The sequence below is a fragment of the Microvirga sp. 2YAF29 genome, assembly GCF_052114605.1.
GTDB lineage: Bacteria > Pseudomonadota > Alphaproteobacteria > Rhizobiales > Beijerinckiaceae > Microvirga.
This window is the reverse complement of record NZ_JBFRFB010000001.1, coordinates 47,637-65,913: the sequence shown is the minus strand read 5'-3', so window position 1 is coordinate 65,913 and position 18,277 is coordinate 47,637. Positions and strand designations below refer to the sequence as shown.

The window sequence follows — 18,277 nt, the reverse complement described above, 5'->3', positions numbered from 1 at the left end:
GATGGAGCCAGGGCACCGAAAGCGCGGGACCCTCGTTTCAGGCGATCAGCGATGGACCTCATCCACCCGACCGTCAATTAATACTATAATACTATTTTGATGCCGCAAGAGGATCCTTCGTATAAATCCTGATCTGCGGCTATGCCTTCAGGCCTTCGAGAAGGCGTGCACCTGAATGTCTGCGATGGCGCTCTCAGCCCGCTTAATCTGCACCCGCTCGGCGGCCTGAATGATCAGCGTGGACATGGCATCGCTCGCGGCTTGCGGATTGCGCGCCTTGATCGCCTCGAACACGTCCTGATGCTGGCGCATGACCCGCTTGAACTGCGCATCGCTCGAAACCGGTGAGCTGATGGTGAACGAGGTCGCCAGCGCCGCGCCGATGACGGAGCCGATGGATTGCAGGAACGGATTGCCGGAGGCTTCCAGGATGGCCTGATGGAACGCGAGATCCGCCTTGGTGAAGCCCTGCCGGTTCTTTTCGCATTGATACATCGCTTGGAGCGCGCGGTTCATGCTCTCCAGCTGCTCAGGCGTCCAGCGAAGGGCAGCGGTGGCGCAGGCCAGCGGCTCCAGGGTTTGCCTGATCTCGAACAGCCAGCCCAGGAACTGGGGATCGACACCGAGCTCGAGGTGCCAGCCGAGAATGTCGGCATCGAACATGTTCCAATTCTGGCGGTCCAGAACCTTCGTGCCGACCTTGGTCTTGGACTCGATCAGGCCCTTTGCGGCGAGGGTCTTCAAGGCTTCGCGAAGCGCCGTACGAGAGACGCCGAAATGCTCCATCAGCTCCGCATCGCCCGGCAAGGTACTGCCGATGGGGAAGCGGCCCTGCATGATGCTCTGGCCGATGCCCTGCGTCACGAGATCGTGGGCTGAACGTGCTCTGCCGGCCACTTTGAAGCTGCTACCCGAAACCATTCTACTGCCTTACGCCTGACGTGACCGAAGCGATGCTGCCGCGAGACCGCGTTGCAATACTATGAATGCGAACAAAAGCCCACCGATTGCGATTTTCGTCCACCAGGAGCTTAAGGTCCCCTCGAAGGTGATGTAAGTTTGGATCAGCCCTTGGATGAGAACGCCGATGAGCGTCCCAAAGATCGTGCCGTAGCCGCCGGTAAGTAGCGTTCCGCCGATCACGACGGCGGCGATGGTATCCAGCTCCACCCCGGTCGCGGCCAGGGAATAGCCGGCAGACGTGTAGAACGAGAACACGATGCCGGCGAGCGCCGCCAGGAAACTCGACAGCATGTAGATCTGGATCGTCGTGCGCCCCACTGGCACTCCCATCAACTCCGACGAGGTCCGGTTGCCGCCGAGGGCATAAACATTGGTGCCGAAGCGGGTGAAATGCGCCAGCACGATGCCGACCGCGAAGGTGATGAGCATGACGATGGCGATGAAGGTCAGGCGCCCTCCTCCGGGAAGCCGCATGGCGATGTCCGTGATATCGCCATAGGCTGACGCGTTGATCGGGATCGAGTCCGTCGTGAGCACGAAGCACATGCCTCGCGCCAGGAACATGCCCGCCAACGTCACGATGAAGGCTGGGATCTGGAACACGTGGATCACATAGCCCATGCCTGCGCCGAACAGGGAGGCAATCGCGAGGATGAGTATGAAGGCGAGATAGGGGTTGAGGCTGTAATGCTCGATGGCGACCGCCAGAAACACGCCCGTGAAGGCAATGACCGAGCCGACCGAGAGATCGATGCCGCCTGAGAGGATCACGAAGGTCATGCCCACGGCGACGATGCCGAGAAACGCATTGTCGGTGAGAAGATTGCCGATCACGCGCGTGGAAGCGAAGCTCGGAAACTGGGCGAGGCAGATCAGATAACCGACTATGAACACCGCAAGGGTGACGAAGACCGGGAGGTAACGCCGGATCATGCCTTGGTCCTCCAGATGGCACGGAGGCCGGCGACGACAGGCGATTGAACGAGAAGAACGGCAAGAACCACCACCGCCTTCACGATGAGGTTGTATTCCGGCCTGAAGCCGCTCAGCAGGATGCCGGTATTCATCGCCTGTATGATGAGCGCTCCGATGATCGAGAGGCCGAGGCTGAACCTTCCGCCGAACAGAGACGTTCCGCCGATCACCACCGCGAGGATGGCATCGAGCTCAAGCCAGAGGCCCGCGTTGTTGGCGTCAGCCCCGCGAATGTCGGCTGCCACGATGAGGCCAGCGACCGCAGCGCAAAGGCTGCACCACATATAGACGGCGATGGTCACCGCCTTGGTGCCGATGCCTGCATAGGCGCTGGAGCGCAGATTGGCGCCGATGGATTCGATGAAGAGACCAAGCGCCGTATGCCTGACCACGAGATGGGTTATCACGAGCATGGCGAGCGCGATCACCACGGGCATCGGCAGCATAAGGAAGGAACCGCTGCCGATGGCGGCGAGCCCCTCACTGACGAAAGTGATGATCTGGCCTTCGGTGATGAGCTGCGCGAAGCCACGGCCCGCGACCATCAGGATCAGTGTCGCCACGAAGGGCTGGATTTCGAGCACGGCGACGAGGATACCGTTCCACAAGCCGCAAAGCAGCCCGACGCCGAGCGCTGCGGCCAAGACGACCGGAAGCGAATAGCCCTCCGCCGTCAGTGACGCCGCGACCGCGCCCGCAATGGCCATGACCGCGCCAACCGACAGGTCGATGCCGCGCGTTGCGATGACGAGCGTCATGCCCAATGCCAGGATCGCGACGGGCGCTCCACGGTTGAACACGTCGATGAGACTGCCGAAGAGGCGTCCATCCTGAAGGCGCACGGCGAAGAAGTCGCGGAAGACGAGCCAGTTGACGAGAAAGACGATGAGGAGAGCGGCAACCTGCGGCAGTCCTTTGGGAAATGTACGGGGAGCGCTGGCTTGAATCATGCTGCTCATTTCAAGTGTTCGCGATAGTCGTCATGATATTATCGGCATTCACCTCCGATCCGATCAATTCCCGCACATGCCGGCGGTCGCGCAACACGACGACCCGGTCACTATAGGAGGCGATTTCCTCAAGCTCGGACGAGATGACGAGAAGCGCCATCCCCTCCTCGCACAGGCGCTCGATGAGGCGGATGATCTCCGCATGGGCGCCCACATCGATGCCGCGGGTCGGCTCGTCGAGGATGAGGAAGCGCGGTTCGGTGGCGAGCCAGCGCGCGAGCAGCGCCTTCTGCTGGTTGCCGCCGGACAGAAGCCCGATAGGCTTCTCCGCATCCGGCGTGCGGATGTCGAGAAGCTTGATGAAACGGCTGGCGATTTCCTCCTGCCTGCGCCGGGGGATCTGGTGCATCCAGCCGCGCTGCGCCTGAAGGGCGAGAATGATGTTCTCGCGGATCGACAATTCCGCGACGATGCCCTCGGTCTTGCGATCCTCGGGCGTGAACCCGAACCGCAACCGCGCGGCATCCCGGGGGGATGCGATGCGAACAGGTTTACCATCGACGAAAGCCTGCCCGCTCTCGGCCTTGTCGATACCGAAGACGAGCTTCGCCGTCTCCGTCCGCCCGGAGCCGAGCAGTCCAGCCAATCCCACTACCTCGCCCGGCCTGATCGCCAGATCGAAGGGCTCGATGAGACGGCGCTTGCCGTAATCCTTGAATGCGACCAGCGGCTCGCCGGTGACTTCCGGCCGCTGGTTGCGGTGCAGGGCTTCAGCCGCAAGCTCTCGCCCGAGCATCATGGAGACAAGCTCGATGCGCGGCAGATCCGCTGTGGGTCGAGAACCGACGAGACGACCGTTGCGCAGCACGGTGATCCTATCGCAGACCGCATAGACCTGATCGAGGAAATGCGTGACGAAGATGATGCCGATGCCGCGCTGCTTCAGGCCTCTCAGGATTCCGAAGAGCGTTTCGACCTCGTGCATATCGAGGCTCGCTGTCGGCTCGTCGAGGATCAGCACCTTTGCGGATAAATCGATTGCGCGGGCAATGGCGACGATCTGCTGAACGGCCACCGAAAAGCTGCCCAGCGGATCGGACACATCGATATCGAGGCCGTAGCCTGCGAGAATTTCAGAAGAGCGCCGCCGCATTTCGGCACCGTTCACGAGACCGAAACGGACAGGTTGGCGACCGATGAAGAGGTTTTCCGCCACCGACAGGTTCGGCAGCAAATTGACTTCCTGATAGACCGTGCCGATGCCCAGCGAGCGCGCATCGGCAGGATCGCGGGCAACGATGTCTTGCCCGTCGAGGCGGATGGTACCGTTACCGCGCTTGAAGACTCCGGTGAGCACCTTGATCAGCGTGGATTTTCCCGCGCCGTTCTCGCCGAGCAGCGCATGGATTTCGCCGCGATGCAGGGTGAAATCCACATGGTCGAGCGCCTGCACGCCCGGAAATCCCTTCGTCAGGCCCCTGATCTCAAGCAGTTGAGGCCCTTCATCCAATGACGCCATGAACTCCTCACCGACACGCCGCATAAAGAAAAACGGCGGCATGCTCCAGGAGCACGCCGCCAGTTGGGAGTATCAGTAGAGTTCCTTGCGCTTCTCGTACTCGGCCTTGGCGGTATCAGGCGTGAAGACCTTGGATTCCGTCTGAATCCACTTCTTCGGCATGGTGCCGTCCTTCTTGTAGGCCGCGAGAGCATCGAGCGCGGGACCCGCCATGTTCGGCGTCAGCTCCACGGTGACGTTGGCTTCGCCATCGCCCATGGCCTTGAAGATATCCGGCACGCCGTCGATGGAGACGATCTTGATATCCTTGCCGGGCTTCAGGCCAGCTTCCTTGATGGCCTGGATCGCGCCGATGGCCATGTCGTCATTGTGGGCATAGACGGCGCAGATATTCTTGCCGCCGCCTTCGGCCTTGATGAAGCTCTCCATCACTTCCTTACCCTTGGTGCGGGTAAAGTCGCCGGATTGAGTGCGAACGATCTTCATGCCGGGATTAGCGGCAACGACCTGATCGAAGCCTTTCTTGCGGTTGATCGCGGGGCTGGAACCAACGGTGCCCTGCAGCTCGACCACATTGCATTTGCCGCCGGTTTCCTTGGCGAGCCACTCACCAGCGACTTTGCCTTCATAGACCGTGTCCGAGGTAACAGCCGTCAGGTAGAGCGAGTCATCCTTCGTCTCGATGGAACGGTCGAGAAGAACAACAGGGATCTTCGCTTCCTTCGCTTCCTTCAGCACAGCATCCCAGCCGGTCGCCACGACCGGAGCCAGGAGAATCGCATCCACGCCCTGCGCGATGAAGGAGCGTACGGCACGAATCTGATTTTCCTGCTTCTGCTGAGCATCGGAGATCTTCAGGTCAATGCCACGCTTGTCGGCCTCGATCTTCGAGACCTTCGTTTCGGCGGCGCGCCAGCCGGATTCGGAACCGACCTGTGAGAAGCCTACCGTAATTTTATTTTGTGCATAGGCGGCGCCCGATGCCATCATCAGAGCAGCCATCCCGATCGTCGTCAGCAGATGACGAGCCTTCATCGCGTTTTCTCCCGATAAATTCATTGCATGTTGACTTTTGAGGCCTTACCAGCCCTCTTATTAATACTATTATATGCACAGAAGGCCAGGGCATTGCAACCGCTGGGTTAAGCCTGCGGTCTCCCCAAAAGGCGAAGTCTCGCCGACAAGGGTCAGGAAACGGGAATGAGCGAAGACAAGAAGCCTCAACTGCGCAGCCAGGCTTGGTTTGGCCGTCAGGACAAGATGGGATTCTATTACCGCTCCTTCCTGAAGAACAGCGGTACCCCGCAGGACCAGTTCGAGGGGCGGCCCGTCATCGGTATCTGCAACACATGGTCTGAGCTGACACCCTGTAACGCTCATTTCCGCACCATTGCCGAGCATGTGAAATACGGCGTGCTGGATGCCGGCGGCTATCCGCTCGAGTTCCCTGTCTCGTCCCTCGGCGAAGTGACCATGCGCCCGACCGCGATGCTGTTCCGCAATCTCGCGGCCATGGATGTGGAGGAAGCCATCCGCGCCCATCCGCTCGATGGCGTCGTATTGCTGATGGGCTGCGACAAGACCACCCCTGCCCTGTTGATGGGCGCAGCCTCCGCCGACCTTCCCACCATCGGCGTCTCCGGCGGGCCGCAGTTGCGCGGCGTCTATCGCGGCAAGATCATCGGGTCGGGCACCAACATCATCTCCATGAGCGAGCAGTTGCGTGCTGGCGAAGTCACGCTGCAGGAGTTCCACGAGGCGGAAGGCGCCATGAACCGCTCCGCCGGACACTGCATGACCATGGGCACCGGCTCGACCATGGCATCCATGGTGGAAGCACTCGGTGTCGGGCTGCCCGAGAACGCCGCCATCCCCGCTGCCGATGCCCGCCGCAACCACCTCGCCCGCATGGCGGGACGGCGCATCGTCGAGATGGTGAACGAAGACCTCGTGCTCTCGAAGATCATGACGCGCCATGCCTTCGAGAACGCCATCCGCACCCTTGCCGCCATCGGTGGATCGACAAATGCGGTCGTGCATCTTCTCGCCATCGCCGGGCGCATGGGCATCGAGCTTACCCTCGACGATTTCGACAATCTCGGCCGCGATATCCACTGCCTCGTGGATCTCATGCCCTCCGGCCGCTTCCTGATGGAGGATTTCTACTATGCCGGCGGCCTGCCCGTGGTGCTGCGCACGCTGGGCGAAAAGGGCCTGCTCCACAAGGACGCTCTGACTGCCAACGGCAAGCCGATCTGGGAGAACGTGAAGGACGCGCCGTGCTGGAACCGGGACGTCATCACCACCTTCGAGGAACCGTTCAAGCCAGAGGCCGGCATCGCGATCCTGCGCGGCAACCTTGCGCCGAATGGCGCCGTCATCAAACCCTCCGCCGCCTCGCCTGAGCTGATGAAGCATACCGGTCGCGCGGTGGTGTTCGAGAGCATCGAGGAGCTGCATCATCTCGTCGATGACGACAGCCTCGACATCGACGAGACCTGCATCATGGTGCTCAAGAATTGCGGCCCCAAGGGCTATCCGGGCATGGCCGAGGTCGGCAACATGCCGCTGCCGCAAAAGCTTCTGAAGAAGGGCATCCGAGACATGATCCGCATTTCCGATGCGCGCATGTCCGGCACGGCTTACGGCACTGTCGTCCTGCATGTCGCCCCCGAGGCGACCGCCGGCGGGCCGCTCGCCTTCGTCCAGAACGGAGACCTCATCACCCTGGACGTCGAGGCCCGCAGCCTGCACCTTCACGTGGAAGCCGAGGAGCTGGAGCGTCGTCGCGCGGCTTGGACACCACCGGAGCCGCATGCCACCCGTGGCTATCTAAAAATGTATCTCGATCACGTGATGCAGGCCGACAAGGGCGCCGATCTGGACTTCCTTGTCGGGAAATCCGGCGCGCCGGTGGCCCGCGACAATCATTAACGCAAACGACAAGAATCTTAGGGAGAGAATATGTCTTCGCTCGGCAGATCTTCAAATCGCCCCTATCGCGGCGTCTATCCGGTGGCTCCGACCATCTTCAGCGACAATGGAGAACTCGATCTTGAAGGCCAGAAGCGCGCCATCGATTTCATGATCGACGCCGGATCGGACGGCATCTGCATCCTCGCGAACTTTTCCGAGCAGTTCCTGCTGACGGACGCTGAGCGCGACAAGGTCATGCATGCGGTGCTCGATCACGTAGCCGGTCGCATCCCCGTCATCGTCACCACGAGCCATTTCTCGACCGCCATCTGCGCAGACCGCTCGAAGCGCGCTGAGGAAGCAGGCGCGGCCATGGTCATGATCATGCCGCCCTTCTTCGGGGCGACTTTGCGCGTCTCGGAACCCGGCATATACGAGTTTTTCCGCCGCGTGTCGGATGCCATCGGCATTCCGATCATGATTCAGGATGCGCCCATGGCGGGCACCTCCCTGTCACCGGGCTTTCTTGCCCGCATGGCGAAGGAAATCGCTAATGTGTCCTACTTCAAGATCGAGGTGGCCGGCACCGCCAACAAGCTTCGCGACCTGATTGCCCTGGGCGGCGACAGCATCGAGGGCCCTTGGGACGGCGAAGAGGCTATCACTCTCATGGCCGATCTCGATGCAGGCGCCACGGGCGCCATGACGGGCGGCGCCTACCCGGATGGAATACGCCAGATCATCGACCCATACTTCGCAGGGAACCGCGAAGAGGCGGCTGCGGCTTACGAGCGCTGGCTACCGGTGATCAATTACGAGAACCGGCAATGCGGCCTCTCGGCAGCGAAGGCTCTCATGAAGGAAGGCGGCGTCATCCGCTCCGAGGCCGTACGTCATCCTCTTCAGCCTCTCCACCCCGAGACGCGTAAGGGGCTGATCGAGATTGCCCGCCGTCTCGACCCGATAGTGCTGCGCTGGGGGAAGTGACGGTTTGACGACTTGATCGTCCGACTGCAACTACACTCCCCGTCATGGCCAGCCTTGTGCCGGCCATGACGTGAGAGAATGTTGTTCTCGGACCAATTCGATTAGCTGGCCTGATCCAAAACCTTGTCGATGGTGATAGGCAGGTCGCGGATCCGCTTGCCAGTGGCATGATAGACGGCGTTGGCGATGGCGGCCGCCGTGCCGACGATGCCGATTTCGCCAAGTCCCTTGACGCCGATGGGGCTTGCCTTGTCGTCATGTTCTTCCACGAAGATCACATCGATATCGTGGATATCCGCATTCACCGGCACATGATATTCGGCGAAGTTGTGGTTCATGAAGCGACCGAGATTGTGATCGGTGAAGGTCTCTTCATGAAGGGCCATGCCGATGCCCCAGACCACGCCGCCGACGACCTGGCTTCGCGCGGTCTTGGGATTGATGATCCGCCCAGCCGCCACCGCGCTCACGATGCGCGTCACCCTGATGACGCCGAGATCCTCGTCCACCCTCACCTCCGCGAAAACGGCGGCATGGGTATATGCCGAGTAGAGCTGCTGGTTGGTCTTGCTGGGAGCCGCAGTCTCCTCGGCCTGAATCCGGTCAACCCCACCCGAGCGCATGGCATCTTCGAATGTCACGAACCGGGACGGATCATTTGTCATCTGGATTCGGCGGTTGGCGAAAGTCACCTGTTCGATCGCCGCGTCCTTCAGTGGCGAGGAATCCATCTTCTGGGCATGCTTGAACAGTTCCTCGCGAACCAGCTTGCAGGCTGCATCGACAGCTGAACCTGCGGAGGCCGCTGTCCATGAGCCACCCTGGACAGGAGATTTCGGGAGCGTCGTATCGGCGATACGCGCCGTGACATCCTCCATAGGAAGCCCCAACGCATCCGCACCGATCTGGGTCAGGATGGTATAGGTACCGGTCCCGATATCGGCTGTCGCGCTTGCCACCTCGAGCTTGCCGTCAATCGTCAGAATGGCGCGGGCGCTGGTCTTGTTCATCTGCGCTTCCCAGACGCCGCTCGCCATGCCCCAGCCGATGAGCTCACGGCCCTCGTGCATGGAGCGCGGCATCGGATCGCGCTGCGCCCAACCGAAGCGTTCGGCCCCGAGCTGGTAACAGGCCCGCAGCTCCTTCGAGGTGTAAGCCTTGTTCTCGTTCTCGTCCTTCTCGGTATAGTTCTTCAAGCGCAGCTCGACGGGATCGATGTCCAAAGCATAGGACAACTCGTCCATCGCGCTTTCTATCGCGAAAGTCCCAAGCGGCGCGCCGGGTGCACGCATGTCGCCCGGAGTATAGGTATCGACCTGGGCGATCTTGTAAGTCAGCTCGACATTGTCAGCATGGTAAAGCAGGCTCGACCAGTTGACGACGACCTCCTGGTAATCTTCGAAGCGGGATGTGACAGCCACCGCATCATGCTTCATGGCAACCAGGGTGCCATCCGGATTGGCGCCGAGCCCGACCGTGTTGATCGTTTCCGGTCGGTGCACGAAGGTGAACATCTGGTCGCGAGTGAGTTCGACCCGCACCGAGCGTTCAAGGTCGAGCGAGGCCATGACGGCCAGGAAAAGCTGGTATTGTGGCCGAAGGCCAGACCCGAACGCGCCGCCGACAAAGGGCGACACCACATGGATATTTTCTTTCGAGAGGCCGAACACGCCGGCAATATACCCTTGCGTGTTCATCACGCCCTGGATCTTATCGTGAATGGTAATCTTGCCCTCGCCTTCCCACACGACCGTGGTTGCGTGAGGCTCCATCGGGTTGTGATGTTCGGTCGCTATGGAATACTCGCCCCAGATGCGGGCCGGCGCCTCGCTATACGCCTTCATGGCATCGCCGCGCGGCTTGGGCGGCTGCGTGATGCCTGAACGCTTCTTCGGAGGCACATAGGCCTTTGCGCGCACGAGACGCAGGTCCGTCTCGTGCGGCGCGACTTCATATTCCACATCGATCAGGAACGCGGCATAGCGCGCCACTTCAAAGTCATCCGCCACCACAAGCGCAATCGGCTGGCCGCTATAGATGACCTCATCGCTGTAGAGAGGTCGGAACGGCGTGCCGGGCGGTGCAACCTGATCTTTGTAGTTATGACTGAACCATGCCGTATTCGGGCGGTTCTCGTGAGTAAAAATCTTGACCACCCCAGGCACAGACTCTGCGGCCTGTGTATCGATAGAGACGATGCGACCACGAGCAGCCGCACTCGAGACCACATAACCATGAGCGAGATCGGGAGCGTCGAACTCAGCAGAATATGGGGCGCCGCCCGTCACCTTGGCCCGACCATCGACGCGGTTGCGGGGAGAGCCGATATTGGGATCGTTCTTCAACATGACAGCCCCTTAGCGAATGCGCTTGTCGACTTGAGATTGCGGATTTCCGGCAGCAGCCTGTGTCAGGGCACGAATGATCACCTTGCGGGCCAATTCGATTTTGAAGGCGTTGTGCTCATAGCCTTTGGCGCCTTCCAGCAACCGCTCGGCCACGGCAGCGAAAACATCCTGTCCGGCGGGTTTTCCGACAAGGAGATCCTCCGCATCTGGCCGGCGCCAAGGCTTGTGGGCGACACCACCCAATGTGATGCGCGCCTTGCGGACCACGCCGCCATCCATCTCGAGCCCAACAGCAACGGACACGAGCGCGAAGGCATAAGAGAGACGGTCTCGCAGCTTGAGATACGTGTAGTTCGTGGCGAATGCCGCGTTTTCTGCCGGCAGTTCCACAGCCGTAATGATTTCGTCATGGGCCAGGGTGGTGTCGATCTCGGGCCTGTCGCCTGGCAGGCGGTGGTAATCCGCCATCGGAATCGCGCGGGCCCCATTGGGGCCGGTCACATGAACCACGGCTTCGAGAGCAGCTAAAGCCACGCACATGTCGGAAGGATGCGTCGCAATGCAATGCTCGCTTTGGCCGAGAATGGCGTGAATGCGGTTGACGCCTTCGATGGCCGGGCAGCCTGTACCCGGCTTGCGCTTGTTGCAGGGCGTGCCCGGGTCATAAAAATAATAGCAGCGGGTGCGCTGATTGAGGTTTCCGCCTGTAGAGGCTGCATTGCGCAGTTGCGGTGTGGCTCCGGCCAAAATCGCGCTCGACAGAAGCGGATAGCGGCTCGTGACGCGCGGGTCGGAGGCGACATCCGTATTCGGAACAAGCGCCCCTATCCGCAGGTCACCCGCCTCGGTTTCCTCAATCGTCGCAAGATCGGCGATCCTCGTGACGTCGATGAGCTGCGTCGGCCGTTCGACATTGTACTTCATGAGGTCGATCAGGTTCGTCCCGCCGGCGATGATCTTGCCTGTGGGATCGGCCGTGAGCGCCTTCACGGCATCGTCGATCTTCTCAGGGCGAATGTATGAAAACCGGTTCATTCCGCAGCCTCCCGCGTTCTGGCTGGACCCTGCGCAAGCACGTCCTCGATGGCATCGACGATGTTGGGATAGGCACCGCAGCGGCAGATGTTACCGCTCATATATTCCCGGATCTCCTCGCGCGTACGCGCCGTGCCCTCATGAACGAGAGCGACGGCGGACATGATCTGGCCCGGAGTGCAATAGCCGCATTGAAACGCGTCGTGCTCCACGAAACTGGCCTGCATGGGGTGCAGTTGACCGTTCTGGCAAAGCCCTTCGATGGTTGTAATCTCGTGCCCGTCCTGCATCACGGCCAGCTGTAGACAGGAATTGATGCGCCTGCCGTCGATCAGCACGGTGCAGGCGCCGCATTGCCCATGGTCGCACCCCTTCTTCGTGCCGGTCAGGCCAAGGTCGTGGCGCAGCAGGTCGAGCAGGGTCGTCCAAGGTTGAATGTTGAGGTGGCGCGTCTCGCCATTCAGCGTCAGCGTGACGGTAACCTCATCAGGCGCGGTTGAGGTGACACTTGCACTCAAGGGAGTTCTCCAACGCGTGAGAACCCTCGGAGGAGCAGCAGGCGGCGGAGAGGCCCGAGGGCACATACCGGCCAGCGTTCAGCCTCGTTCGGGCACTTGTTTCGTGTAGCGACGACGCTTGACAACGCAGCCAAGCCAATCCCCGTTCCGAAGGCTTTCACCGCTTCCGGAGTTGACCTGAAAAGAGGTCGCGACCACGATAAGGGCATGCGCAACCACTTGTTCACAGCAGTTCCGCCGAGGAGTGCCCTCTTCCATGAATGATGTTGCCGCCATCATCCTCGCGGCAGGCTGCGGAATTCGCTTCGATGTAGGGCCGAAGCTGCTCACCTCATTGAAGGGTCAGCCATTGCTCCGCTACGTCGTCCAGGCCGCCACCGTCTCGATAGCCGATCCGGTCATCGTTGTGACGGGTCACCGATCTGGCGAAGTTGAAACCGCTCTTGCTGGTCTCGACGCTCGGTTTGTATTGAATCCATCCTATGAGAATGGCCTGTCGACATCACTGAAGGCCGGATTTCGCGCGCTGCCGAACCATACGAAGGCCGCGGTCGTCCTTCTCGGCGACATGCCTCTGATCCGCCCTGATCTGATCGACACTCTCGTGAACGCATGGCGAGAAAAGGGCGAGCCGGCGGCGCTGATCCCCACCATGGATGGGCGGCGCGGCAACCCGGTCATCCTTTCGCGCTCGCTCGAACCGGAGATCATGAGGCTGACGGGAGATACCGGCGCCGGGCCGATCCTTCGCGGTCGCTCGGACGTGGTGGAATACGCAGTCGTTGAGCGGGCTGTTTTTCAGGATGTCGATACGGTCGAGGATTTCAAAGACCTGTCCACGGAGGCCTGAACTTCATTGCGCACCTCGGACGGGATGGCCGTTTGCTGTCGGTAGCCCTCGACGACCTGCGCCAGCGCGGAAAGCCCGAGTGTGAAGGGGTCTCGCGCCGACGGGATAAGACCAAGCGGAGCGACAATGCGCGACAGGCTTGCCTCCGGCACACCGCGCTCACGCAGCTTCTCCATCCTCTGAGCATGTGTTCGCCGGCTTCCCATGGCACCGATGAAGAAGGCCGGCTGGGACAGCGCCTGAGCCATCAGGGCAGGCTCCCAGGCGTGATCATGGAACAGAAAGACAACAGCACTCCAGGGATCGGTGGCGAGTGGCTGCGTGGGGCGTGGCATATTAAGAAACTCGACCCGAGCCCCCATATCCGAGGCAAGCGCTCCCACCCGCCCGTCCGGCGTCAGCAAGTGCATGTCGGCGCCGAAAGTACTGCCAAGCTGCACAAGCGCCAAACTCTCGGCTCCTTGCCCAACGACGACGATCTTCAGGGATGGCGCATACCAGGACACGAAGGTATCCCCTTTCCATCCCTCTACGATCCTGGACGCATCGGGAATGACACGCAGACCTCCCGAGACCTCCTGGATCAGTGAGAGCGGACATCGCTGCTCCAGAAGCGAAGATGCCCGACGCAAACTCTCGGGATCGGGATTAGGCTGGAACAGCAGGTCCACTCCGCCGCCACAGGGCAGACGAATATCGAGGTAAGGAGAGCCTGCTCCATAACGCACTTGCCGTGGCTTGCCCGCGCGGATCGCTTCCTGCGCCTCCGCCACCACGGCAGCCTCGATGCAGCCGCCGGAGAAAGAACCGGCAAAGCTGCAATCCTCCGTCACGCCCATAAGTGTGCCGACCGGCCGCGACGACGAACCGCTGAGGCCGGTAATGGTCACGAGGGCATTGCGCTCACCGCGCTCGGCGGCATCTGCCAGGAAGCGAAGCACCTGTAGCGGCATCGCTGCGATTGCAGCCTCTGGCGCAGCAGCTGTGCATGCCGATGCAATCGGAGGAATTGCGAACAACACCCCATCCATCGCGGCACGATCCGATCTCAGCACCACAATGCTCCTTTCATCAAAACAACGATGCGGCAGAGGGTGACCGGGTTGGTGGGCAATGTCATGGCCTCTCCCTTCGGGCGCGATGCACGAACGGTAAAGCCTGCAAAGCCGCGAAGACCCTTGGAGTTCCATCGGGACCACGAATGAGGCACACTTGCGAAAAGTGAAGGCTGAATCAATGGATGCGCCCCAGAGGACTCCCGAAGACATTTCGCGATGGCTGGCCGATGAGGCGCCCCATGCCAGCGTCGAGGTCCTGTTCGCCGCCTTTTGCCGGGATATCGTCCGCCTCATAGCGCCTGTCTGGCGTGCATCGCTCAGCCTGGAAGTGCTGCATCCCGAGGTGAGCGGGTGGCAGCATGTGTGGATCGATGAAAGCCTGTCCATTCAAGTATCGGATAGGGCCAATGCGGCGACCTCGCCGTCATATTTGAATAGCCCCACCCGCGTGGTGGATGACACCGGCCATCCCTTCCGCCGCCGTCTCGATGCGCCCTGCCTGGACATGCCTCTTCTTGAGGAATTGCGGCAAAGTGGGGCGACCGACTACGTGATTTATCCCCTACCCTTCCTTGATCGGACCCGGACTGCAGCACTTTCTTTCGCCACGCAGCACCCTGATGGTTTCAATGAAGAAGCCCTGAAACGGTTGGAGTTGTCATCGAAGCTGCTCGCTCCTTATGCAGAACGACATGTCCTGCAACGCATCGCGGTCGACCTGCTCGATACCTATGTTGGCCCGCGAACGGGACAGCGCATCATCGAAGGCAGGGTTGATCGTGGAGAGTTCGAGCTGATCGAAGCAGCGATCCTGTTCACCGATCTGCGCGGCTTTACTCAAATGTCGGAGCGCTCGCCCATTCCGGACGTGCTTACGCATCTGAACACCTGGTTCGGCATCATCGGGGAGGTTGTCGAAACGCATGGAGGCGAAGTGCTCAAATTCATCGGCGATGCGGTGCTTGCCATCTTCCCGACATCGGATGGACGCGACCGCGCGGCGGCCTGCCGGAAAGCCCTCGCGGCCACGCAGGAATTCTGCCGCAGGACGGCAGAGGAAAACCTTCAGCGGCCGGCGACAGGCGCGCCATCCCTCAGCCATGGATTGGCTCTTCATGTGGGCGAGGTCGCCTACGGCAATGTGGGGGCCTCGCACCGTCTGGATTTCACCGTCATCGGCCCTGCCGTGAACCGGGCCAGCAGGCTTCTGGACCTCGCCAAGCAATTGGACCGCGAGGTTCTGGTGTCGCAAGCGCTCGCCCGGGAGGTTGACCAGCCCCTGATCGATCTTGGTCACCACACTCTGCGTGACGTTGATGAGCCATTGCAGGTCTTCACCCTGCCGGATTGATTCAGGCCTTCGGCTCCAGAGCGCATATCTTAGGCGCGCCGTGCCCAAAACTATAGCAATGTCAAATGTCTATACATTTGACATTGCCGTTGCGTCATGGTGCCATTCGCCCGCTCGAGAGAGACCGATCACCGGAAGTGAGCCTGAAGGCTCCGTGCTGGTCGGCGGAACTGGCCAGGGAACATAAGCAACGGAGGCTGTCATGAAGGCTGTATTGGGTGGTTTGGCCGTGTTGGCCCTGGCGGTCGGCTCCGCCTCGGCGCAGGAAACGAAGGTGGCCGTCGGCATCTCGGGATGGACGGGGTTTGCCCCCCTGACGCTCGCGAAGGAAGCCGGCATCTTCAAGAAGAACGGCCTCGACGTGACGATCAAGAAGGTTCCCCAGGCGAGCCGCCACCTTGCGATCCAATCCGGCGATATCCAATGCGCCGCCACCACGGTGGAAACCTGGATCGTGTGGAACGCCAATGGCGTTCCCATCAAGCAGATCTTCCAGCTCGACAAGAGCTACGGCGCCGACGGCATGGTCGTTCGTAACGACGTTGCGTCGATCAAGGACATCAAGGGCAAGACGGTCGCCGCCTCCGCACCCGGCACTTCGCCCTATTTCGTGCTCTCCTGGATGCTCAAGAAGAACGGCCTCTCGATAAAGGATGTCACCGTGGTCAACATGGAGCCGGGCCCCGCGGCCCAGGCCTTCATCGCCGGTCAGAATGACGTGGCCATGACGTATGAGCCCTATCTCTCTTCCGTGCGCGCGGCGCCCCAATCCGGCAAGATCATCGCCACCACCCTCGATTATCCTGCCGTGATGGACACCTTCGGCTGCACCCCGAAATTCCTGACCGACAATCCGAAAGCCGCAAAGGCGCTGGCCGACAGCTACTTCGAGGCGCTCGAGATGATCGCGAAGGATCCGGCGAAGTCTTATGAGATCATGGGCGCAGATGTGAAGCAGACCGGCGAAGCCTTCGGCAAGTCGGCCCAGTTCCTGCGCTGGCAGGACCGCGAGGCGAACAAGAAGTTCTTCGCAGGCGACTTCAAGACCTTCTCGGCTGAAGCCGCCGACCTGCTTCTGGAGACCAGCATCATCAAGCAGAAGCCAGACATGGAAGCTTTGGCGGACACGAGCTTCATCCAGTAACGCCTTCGACAAGCGGACCATGACCTATCCAGGCCGTGGTCCGTTTCCTTTTCCACGCACTCCAGAGCCATGGTTCCGGAGCGCCAAGCAGATCGCTCATGCCTCGCCCATTAGAACCCGTCAGCCAACGCAAGCGCGCCACGCTCGGCATTGCCTTCTTCGTCCTGTTTGTCGCCGCCTGGGCCTTCGCGACCCTCGGCGGTTTCGTCTCGCGCACCTTTCTTGCCGATCCGATCACCATGCTTCAGGATGGCTGGCTGCTGCTGACGCGCTTCGGCTTCATGGGCGATATCGGCGTCACGGTCTGGCGCGTTGTCGGCGGTTTTATTCTAGCCGCGGCCATTGCCGTTCCCATCGGCATCATGATGGGGGCCTACAAATCCTTCGAAGCTTTTCTTGAGCCCTTCGTATCCTTCGCGCGATACCTACCCGCTTCCGCTTTCGTGCCTCTTCTCATTCTCTGGGCGGGGATCGGCGAAATGCAGAAGCTGCTCGTCATCTTCATCGGCTCGGTCTTCCAGATCATTCTCATGGTGGCGGTCGCTGTCGGCAACACGCGGCGCGACTTGGTCGAGGCTGCTTATACTCTCGGCTCCAGTGATCATGGCGTGGTGAAGCGCGTGCTCATTCCGGCCAATGCGCCGGAAATCGCGGAGATCCTGCGCCTCGTGCTCGGCTGGGCCTGGACCTATGTGATCGTGGCGGAACTTATAGGCTCGTCTTCCGGCATCGGCCATATGATCATCGACAGCCAGGCGCTTCTTGCGACCGGCCAGATGATCTTCGGCATCATCGTGATCGGCGTCATCGGCCTCATCTCCGATTTCCTGTTCAAGGCGCTCAACCGCTCTCTCTTCTCCTGGAGGCTCGCATGAGCAGCACGGTCCTCCAGGTCGACCAGGTATCGCGCGTGTTCCCGGCCGTGCGCGGCGGCGAGCCCGTGCGTGCGCTCGAACCTACGAGCCTGCGGGTCGCGCCGAACGACTTCATCACCATTCTCGGCCCGTCCGGCTGCGGAAAATCCACGCTCCTGCGTATCGTGGCGGGCCTCGACCGCCCCAGCGGTGGACGCGTGCTGCTCAACGGACGCGAGATCAAGGGCCCGGGCGCAGACCGGGGCATGGTGTTCCAATCCTACACTCTCTTTCCGTGGCTCACGATTGCCGAAAACATCGCCTATGGCCTGCGCGAAAAGGGCATGCCGAAATCGCAGCGGCAGGACATTGTCGCGTCTTACACGGAAAAGGTCGGCCTTCGCGGCTTCGAGAACCATTATCCCAAGCAGCTTTCCGGTGGCATGCAGCAACGCACGGCCATTGCTCGCGCGCTCGCGAACGACCCGGATATTCTGCTGCTCGACGAACCCTTCGGCGCCCTCGACAACCAGACCCGCGGGCTGATGCAGGAATTGCTGCTTGGCATCTGGGAACGGGAGCGCAAGACCGTGCTCTTCGTCACCCACGATATCGAGGAAGCCATCTTTCTGGCCTCGCGTGTGATCGTGATGACCGCGCGTCCCGGCCGGATCAAGGCCGACATCCCCGTAGGCCTGCCGCATCCCCGGCACTACACGATGAAGACCACGCCTGAGTTTTCGGAACTGAAGGCCCATCTCACAGAAGAGATCCGCGTGGAAGCCATTCAGGCCGATGCACCTCATTAA

General features: G+C 61.0%; 16 protein-coding genes. 7 read left to right on the top strand and 9 right to left on the bottom strand.

Features of this window, described 5'->3' with window-relative positions:
• Window positions 1-147: 147 nt before the first annotated feature.
• The 5 genes from AB4Y85_RS00285 to ytfQ form a co-directional block, all read right to left on the bottom strand.
• Window positions 148-897 (bottom strand): FadR/GntR family transcriptional regulator, encoded by a 750-nt coding sequence (locus tag AB4Y85_RS00285; RefSeq protein ID WP_441982850.1) that lies wholly within the window; start codon window positions 895-897, stop codon window positions 148-150.
• A 33-nt stretch (window positions 898-930) separates the two neighbouring features.
• Window positions 931-1,896, bottom strand: coding sequence for a galactofuranose ABC transporter, permease protein YjfF (gene yjfF / locus AB4Y85_RS00280; RefSeq protein WP_441982849.1), 966 nt, complete (start codon window positions 1,894-1,896; stop codon window positions 931-933).
• The gene (gene ytfT, locus AB4Y85_RS00275; RefSeq protein WP_441983219.1) at window positions 1,893-2,885 is read right to left on the bottom strand and encodes a galactofuranose ABC transporter, ATP-binding protein YtfT; all 993 of its coding nucleotides are present in this window, start codon (window positions 2,883-2,885) and stop codon (window positions 1,893-1,895) included. The genes yjfF and ytfT overlap by 4 nt, the downstream gene beginning before the upstream one ends.
• 13 nt (window positions 2,886-2,898) lie before the next feature.
• The gene (gene ytfR / locus AB4Y85_RS00270) at window positions 2,899-4,407 is read right to left on the bottom strand and encodes a galactofuranose ABC transporter, ATP-binding protein YtfR (RefSeq protein ID WP_441982848.1); all 1,509 of its coding nucleotides are present in this window, start codon (window positions 4,405-4,407) and stop codon (window positions 2,899-2,901) included.
• Between the two features lie 72 nt (window positions 4,408-4,479).
• Entirely contained in the window at window positions 4,480-5,442 is a 963-nt protein-coding gene (gene ytfQ, locus AB4Y85_RS00265; protein ID WP_441982847.1) for a galactofuranose ABC transporter, galactofuranose-binding protein YtfQ, read from the bottom strand.
• A gap of 165 nt (window positions 5,443-5,607) precedes the next feature.
• Here ytfQ and AB4Y85_RS00260 point away from each other — a divergent pair, with 165 nt between their 5' ends.
• Both AB4Y85_RS00260 and AB4Y85_RS00255 read left to right on the top strand, forming a co-directional pair.
• Entirely contained in the window at window positions 5,608-7,341 is a 1,734-nt protein-coding gene (locus tag AB4Y85_RS00260; protein WP_441982846.1) for an IlvD/Edd family dehydratase, read from the top strand.
• A gap of 30 nt (window positions 7,342-7,371) precedes the next feature.
• Window positions 7,372-8,310: a dihydrodipicolinate synthase family protein gene (locus AB4Y85_RS00255; RefSeq protein ID WP_441982845.1), complete on the top strand. Its 939-nt coding sequence runs from the start codon at window positions 7,372-7,374 to the stop codon at window positions 8,308-8,310.
• 101 nt (window positions 8,311-8,411) lie between these two features.
• On the opposite strand, the gene AB4Y85_RS00250 is transcribed toward AB4Y85_RS00255, so the two are convergent.
• Genes AB4Y85_RS00250 through AB4Y85_RS00240 form a run of 3 tightly spaced genes read right to left on the bottom strand, consistent with a single transcriptional unit; the run spans window position 8,412 to window position 12,211 of the window.
• Entirely contained in the window at window positions 8,412-10,658 is a 2,247-nt protein-coding gene (locus AB4Y85_RS00250) for a xanthine dehydrogenase family protein molybdopterin-binding subunit (RefSeq protein ID WP_441982844.1), read from the bottom strand.
• A gap of 9 nt (window positions 10,659-10,667) precedes the next feature.
• Window positions 10,668-11,693: an FAD binding domain-containing protein gene (locus AB4Y85_RS00245; protein ID WP_441982843.1), complete on the bottom strand. Its 1,026-nt coding sequence runs from the start codon at window positions 11,691-11,693 to the stop codon at window positions 10,668-10,670.
• On the bottom strand, window positions 11,690-12,211 hold the full coding sequence (locus AB4Y85_RS00240; RefSeq protein WP_441982842.1) for a (2Fe-2S)-binding protein: 522 nt from the start codon (window positions 12,209-12,211) through the stop codon (window positions 11,690-11,692). The genes AB4Y85_RS00245 and AB4Y85_RS00240 overlap by 4 nt, the downstream gene beginning before the upstream one ends.
• Window positions 12,212-12,467: 256 nt before the next feature.
• On the opposite strand from AB4Y85_RS00240, the gene AB4Y85_RS00235 reads away from it, so the two are divergent.
• Window positions 12,468-13,061, top strand: a complete 594-nt coding sequence (locus AB4Y85_RS00235) for a nucleotidyltransferase family protein (RefSeq protein ID WP_441982841.1) — start codon at window positions 12,468-12,470, stop codon at window positions 13,059-13,061.
• Here the strand turns inward: AB4Y85_RS00235 and AB4Y85_RS00230 are convergent.
• Window positions 13,010-14,116: an XdhC family protein gene (locus AB4Y85_RS00230; protein ID WP_441982840.1), complete on the bottom strand. Its 1,107-nt coding sequence runs from the start codon at window positions 14,114-14,116 to the stop codon at window positions 13,010-13,012. The two genes, AB4Y85_RS00235 and AB4Y85_RS00230, sit on opposite strands and share 52 nt — an antisense overlap.
• A gap of 181 nt (window positions 14,117-14,297) precedes the next feature.
• On the opposite strand from AB4Y85_RS00230, the gene AB4Y85_RS00225 reads away from it, so the two are divergent.
• The 4 genes from AB4Y85_RS00225 (at window position 14,298) to AB4Y85_RS00210 (ending at window position 18,277) form a co-directional block, all read left to right on the top strand.
• Window positions 14,298-15,470, top strand: coding sequence for an adenylate/guanylate cyclase domain-containing protein (locus AB4Y85_RS00225; RefSeq protein WP_441982839.1), 1,173 nt, complete (start codon window positions 14,298-14,300; stop codon window positions 15,468-15,470).
• Window positions 15,471-15,672: 202 nt separating this feature from the next.
• Entirely contained in the window at window positions 15,673-16,614 is a 942-nt protein-coding gene (locus AB4Y85_RS00220; RefSeq protein ID WP_441982838.1) for an ABC transporter substrate-binding protein, read from the top strand.
• A gap of 98 nt (window positions 16,615-16,712) precedes the next feature.
• The gene (locus AB4Y85_RS00215) at window positions 16,713-17,489 is read left to right on the top strand and encodes an ABC transporter permease (RefSeq protein WP_441982837.1); all 777 of its coding nucleotides are present in this window, start codon (window positions 16,713-16,715) and stop codon (window positions 17,487-17,489) included.
• Entirely contained in the window at window positions 17,486-18,277 is a 792-nt protein-coding gene (locus tag AB4Y85_RS00210; RefSeq protein ID WP_441982836.1) for an ABC transporter ATP-binding protein, read from the top strand. Before AB4Y85_RS00215 ends, AB4Y85_RS00210 begins: the two co-directional genes overlap by 4 nt.

What these genes read in the sequence shown, in the direction of transcription:
- AB4Y85_RS00215 (WP_441982837.1), top strand. Translation starts at nt 16,713, where the DNA reads ATGCCTCGCCCATTAGAACCCGTCAGCCAACGCAAGCGCGCCACGCTC.
- AB4Y85_RS00220 (WP_441982838.1), top strand. Translation starts at nt 15,673, where the DNA reads ATGAAGGCTGTATTGGGTGGTTTGGCCGTGTTGGCCCTGGCGGTCGGC.
- AB4Y85_RS00250 (WP_441982844.1), bottom strand. Translation starts at nt 10,658, where the DNA reads ATGTTGAAGAACGATCCCAATATCGGCTCTCCCCGCAACCGCGTCGAT.
- AB4Y85_RS00245 (WP_441982843.1), bottom strand. Translation starts at nt 11,693, where the DNA reads ATGAACCGGTTTTCATACATTCGCCCTGAGAAGATCGACGATGCCGTG.
- AB4Y85_RS00225 (WP_441982839.1), top strand. Translation starts at nt 14,298, where the DNA reads ATGGATGCGCCCCAGAGGACTCCCGAAGACATTTCGCGATGGCTGGCC.
- AB4Y85_RS00210 (WP_441982836.1), top strand. Translation starts at nt 17,486, where the DNA reads ATGAGCAGCACGGTCCTCCAGGTCGACCAGGTATCGCGCGTGTTCCCG.
- ytfQ (WP_441982847.1), bottom strand. Translation starts at nt 5,442, where the DNA reads ATGAAGGCTCGTCATCTGCTGACGACGATCGGGATGGCTGCTCTGATG.
- ytfR (WP_441982848.1), bottom strand. Translation starts at nt 4,407, where the DNA reads ATGGCGTCATTGGATGAAGGGCCTCAACTGCTTGAGATCAGGGGCCTG.
- AB4Y85_RS00255 (WP_441982845.1), top strand. Translation starts at nt 7,372, where the DNA reads ATGTCTTCGCTCGGCAGATCTTCAAATCGCCCCTATCGCGGCGTCTAT.
- AB4Y85_RS00235 (WP_441982841.1), top strand. Translation starts at nt 12,468, where the DNA reads ATGAATGATGTTGCCGCCATCATCCTCGCGGCAGGCTGCGGAATTCGC.
- yjfF (WP_441982849.1), bottom strand. Translation starts at nt 1,896, where the DNA reads ATGATCCGGCGTTACCTCCCGGTCTTCGTCACCCTTGCGGTGTTCATA.
- AB4Y85_RS00260 (WP_441982846.1), top strand. Translation starts at nt 5,608, where the DNA reads ATGAGCGAAGACAAGAAGCCTCAACTGCGCAGCCAGGCTTGGTTTGGC.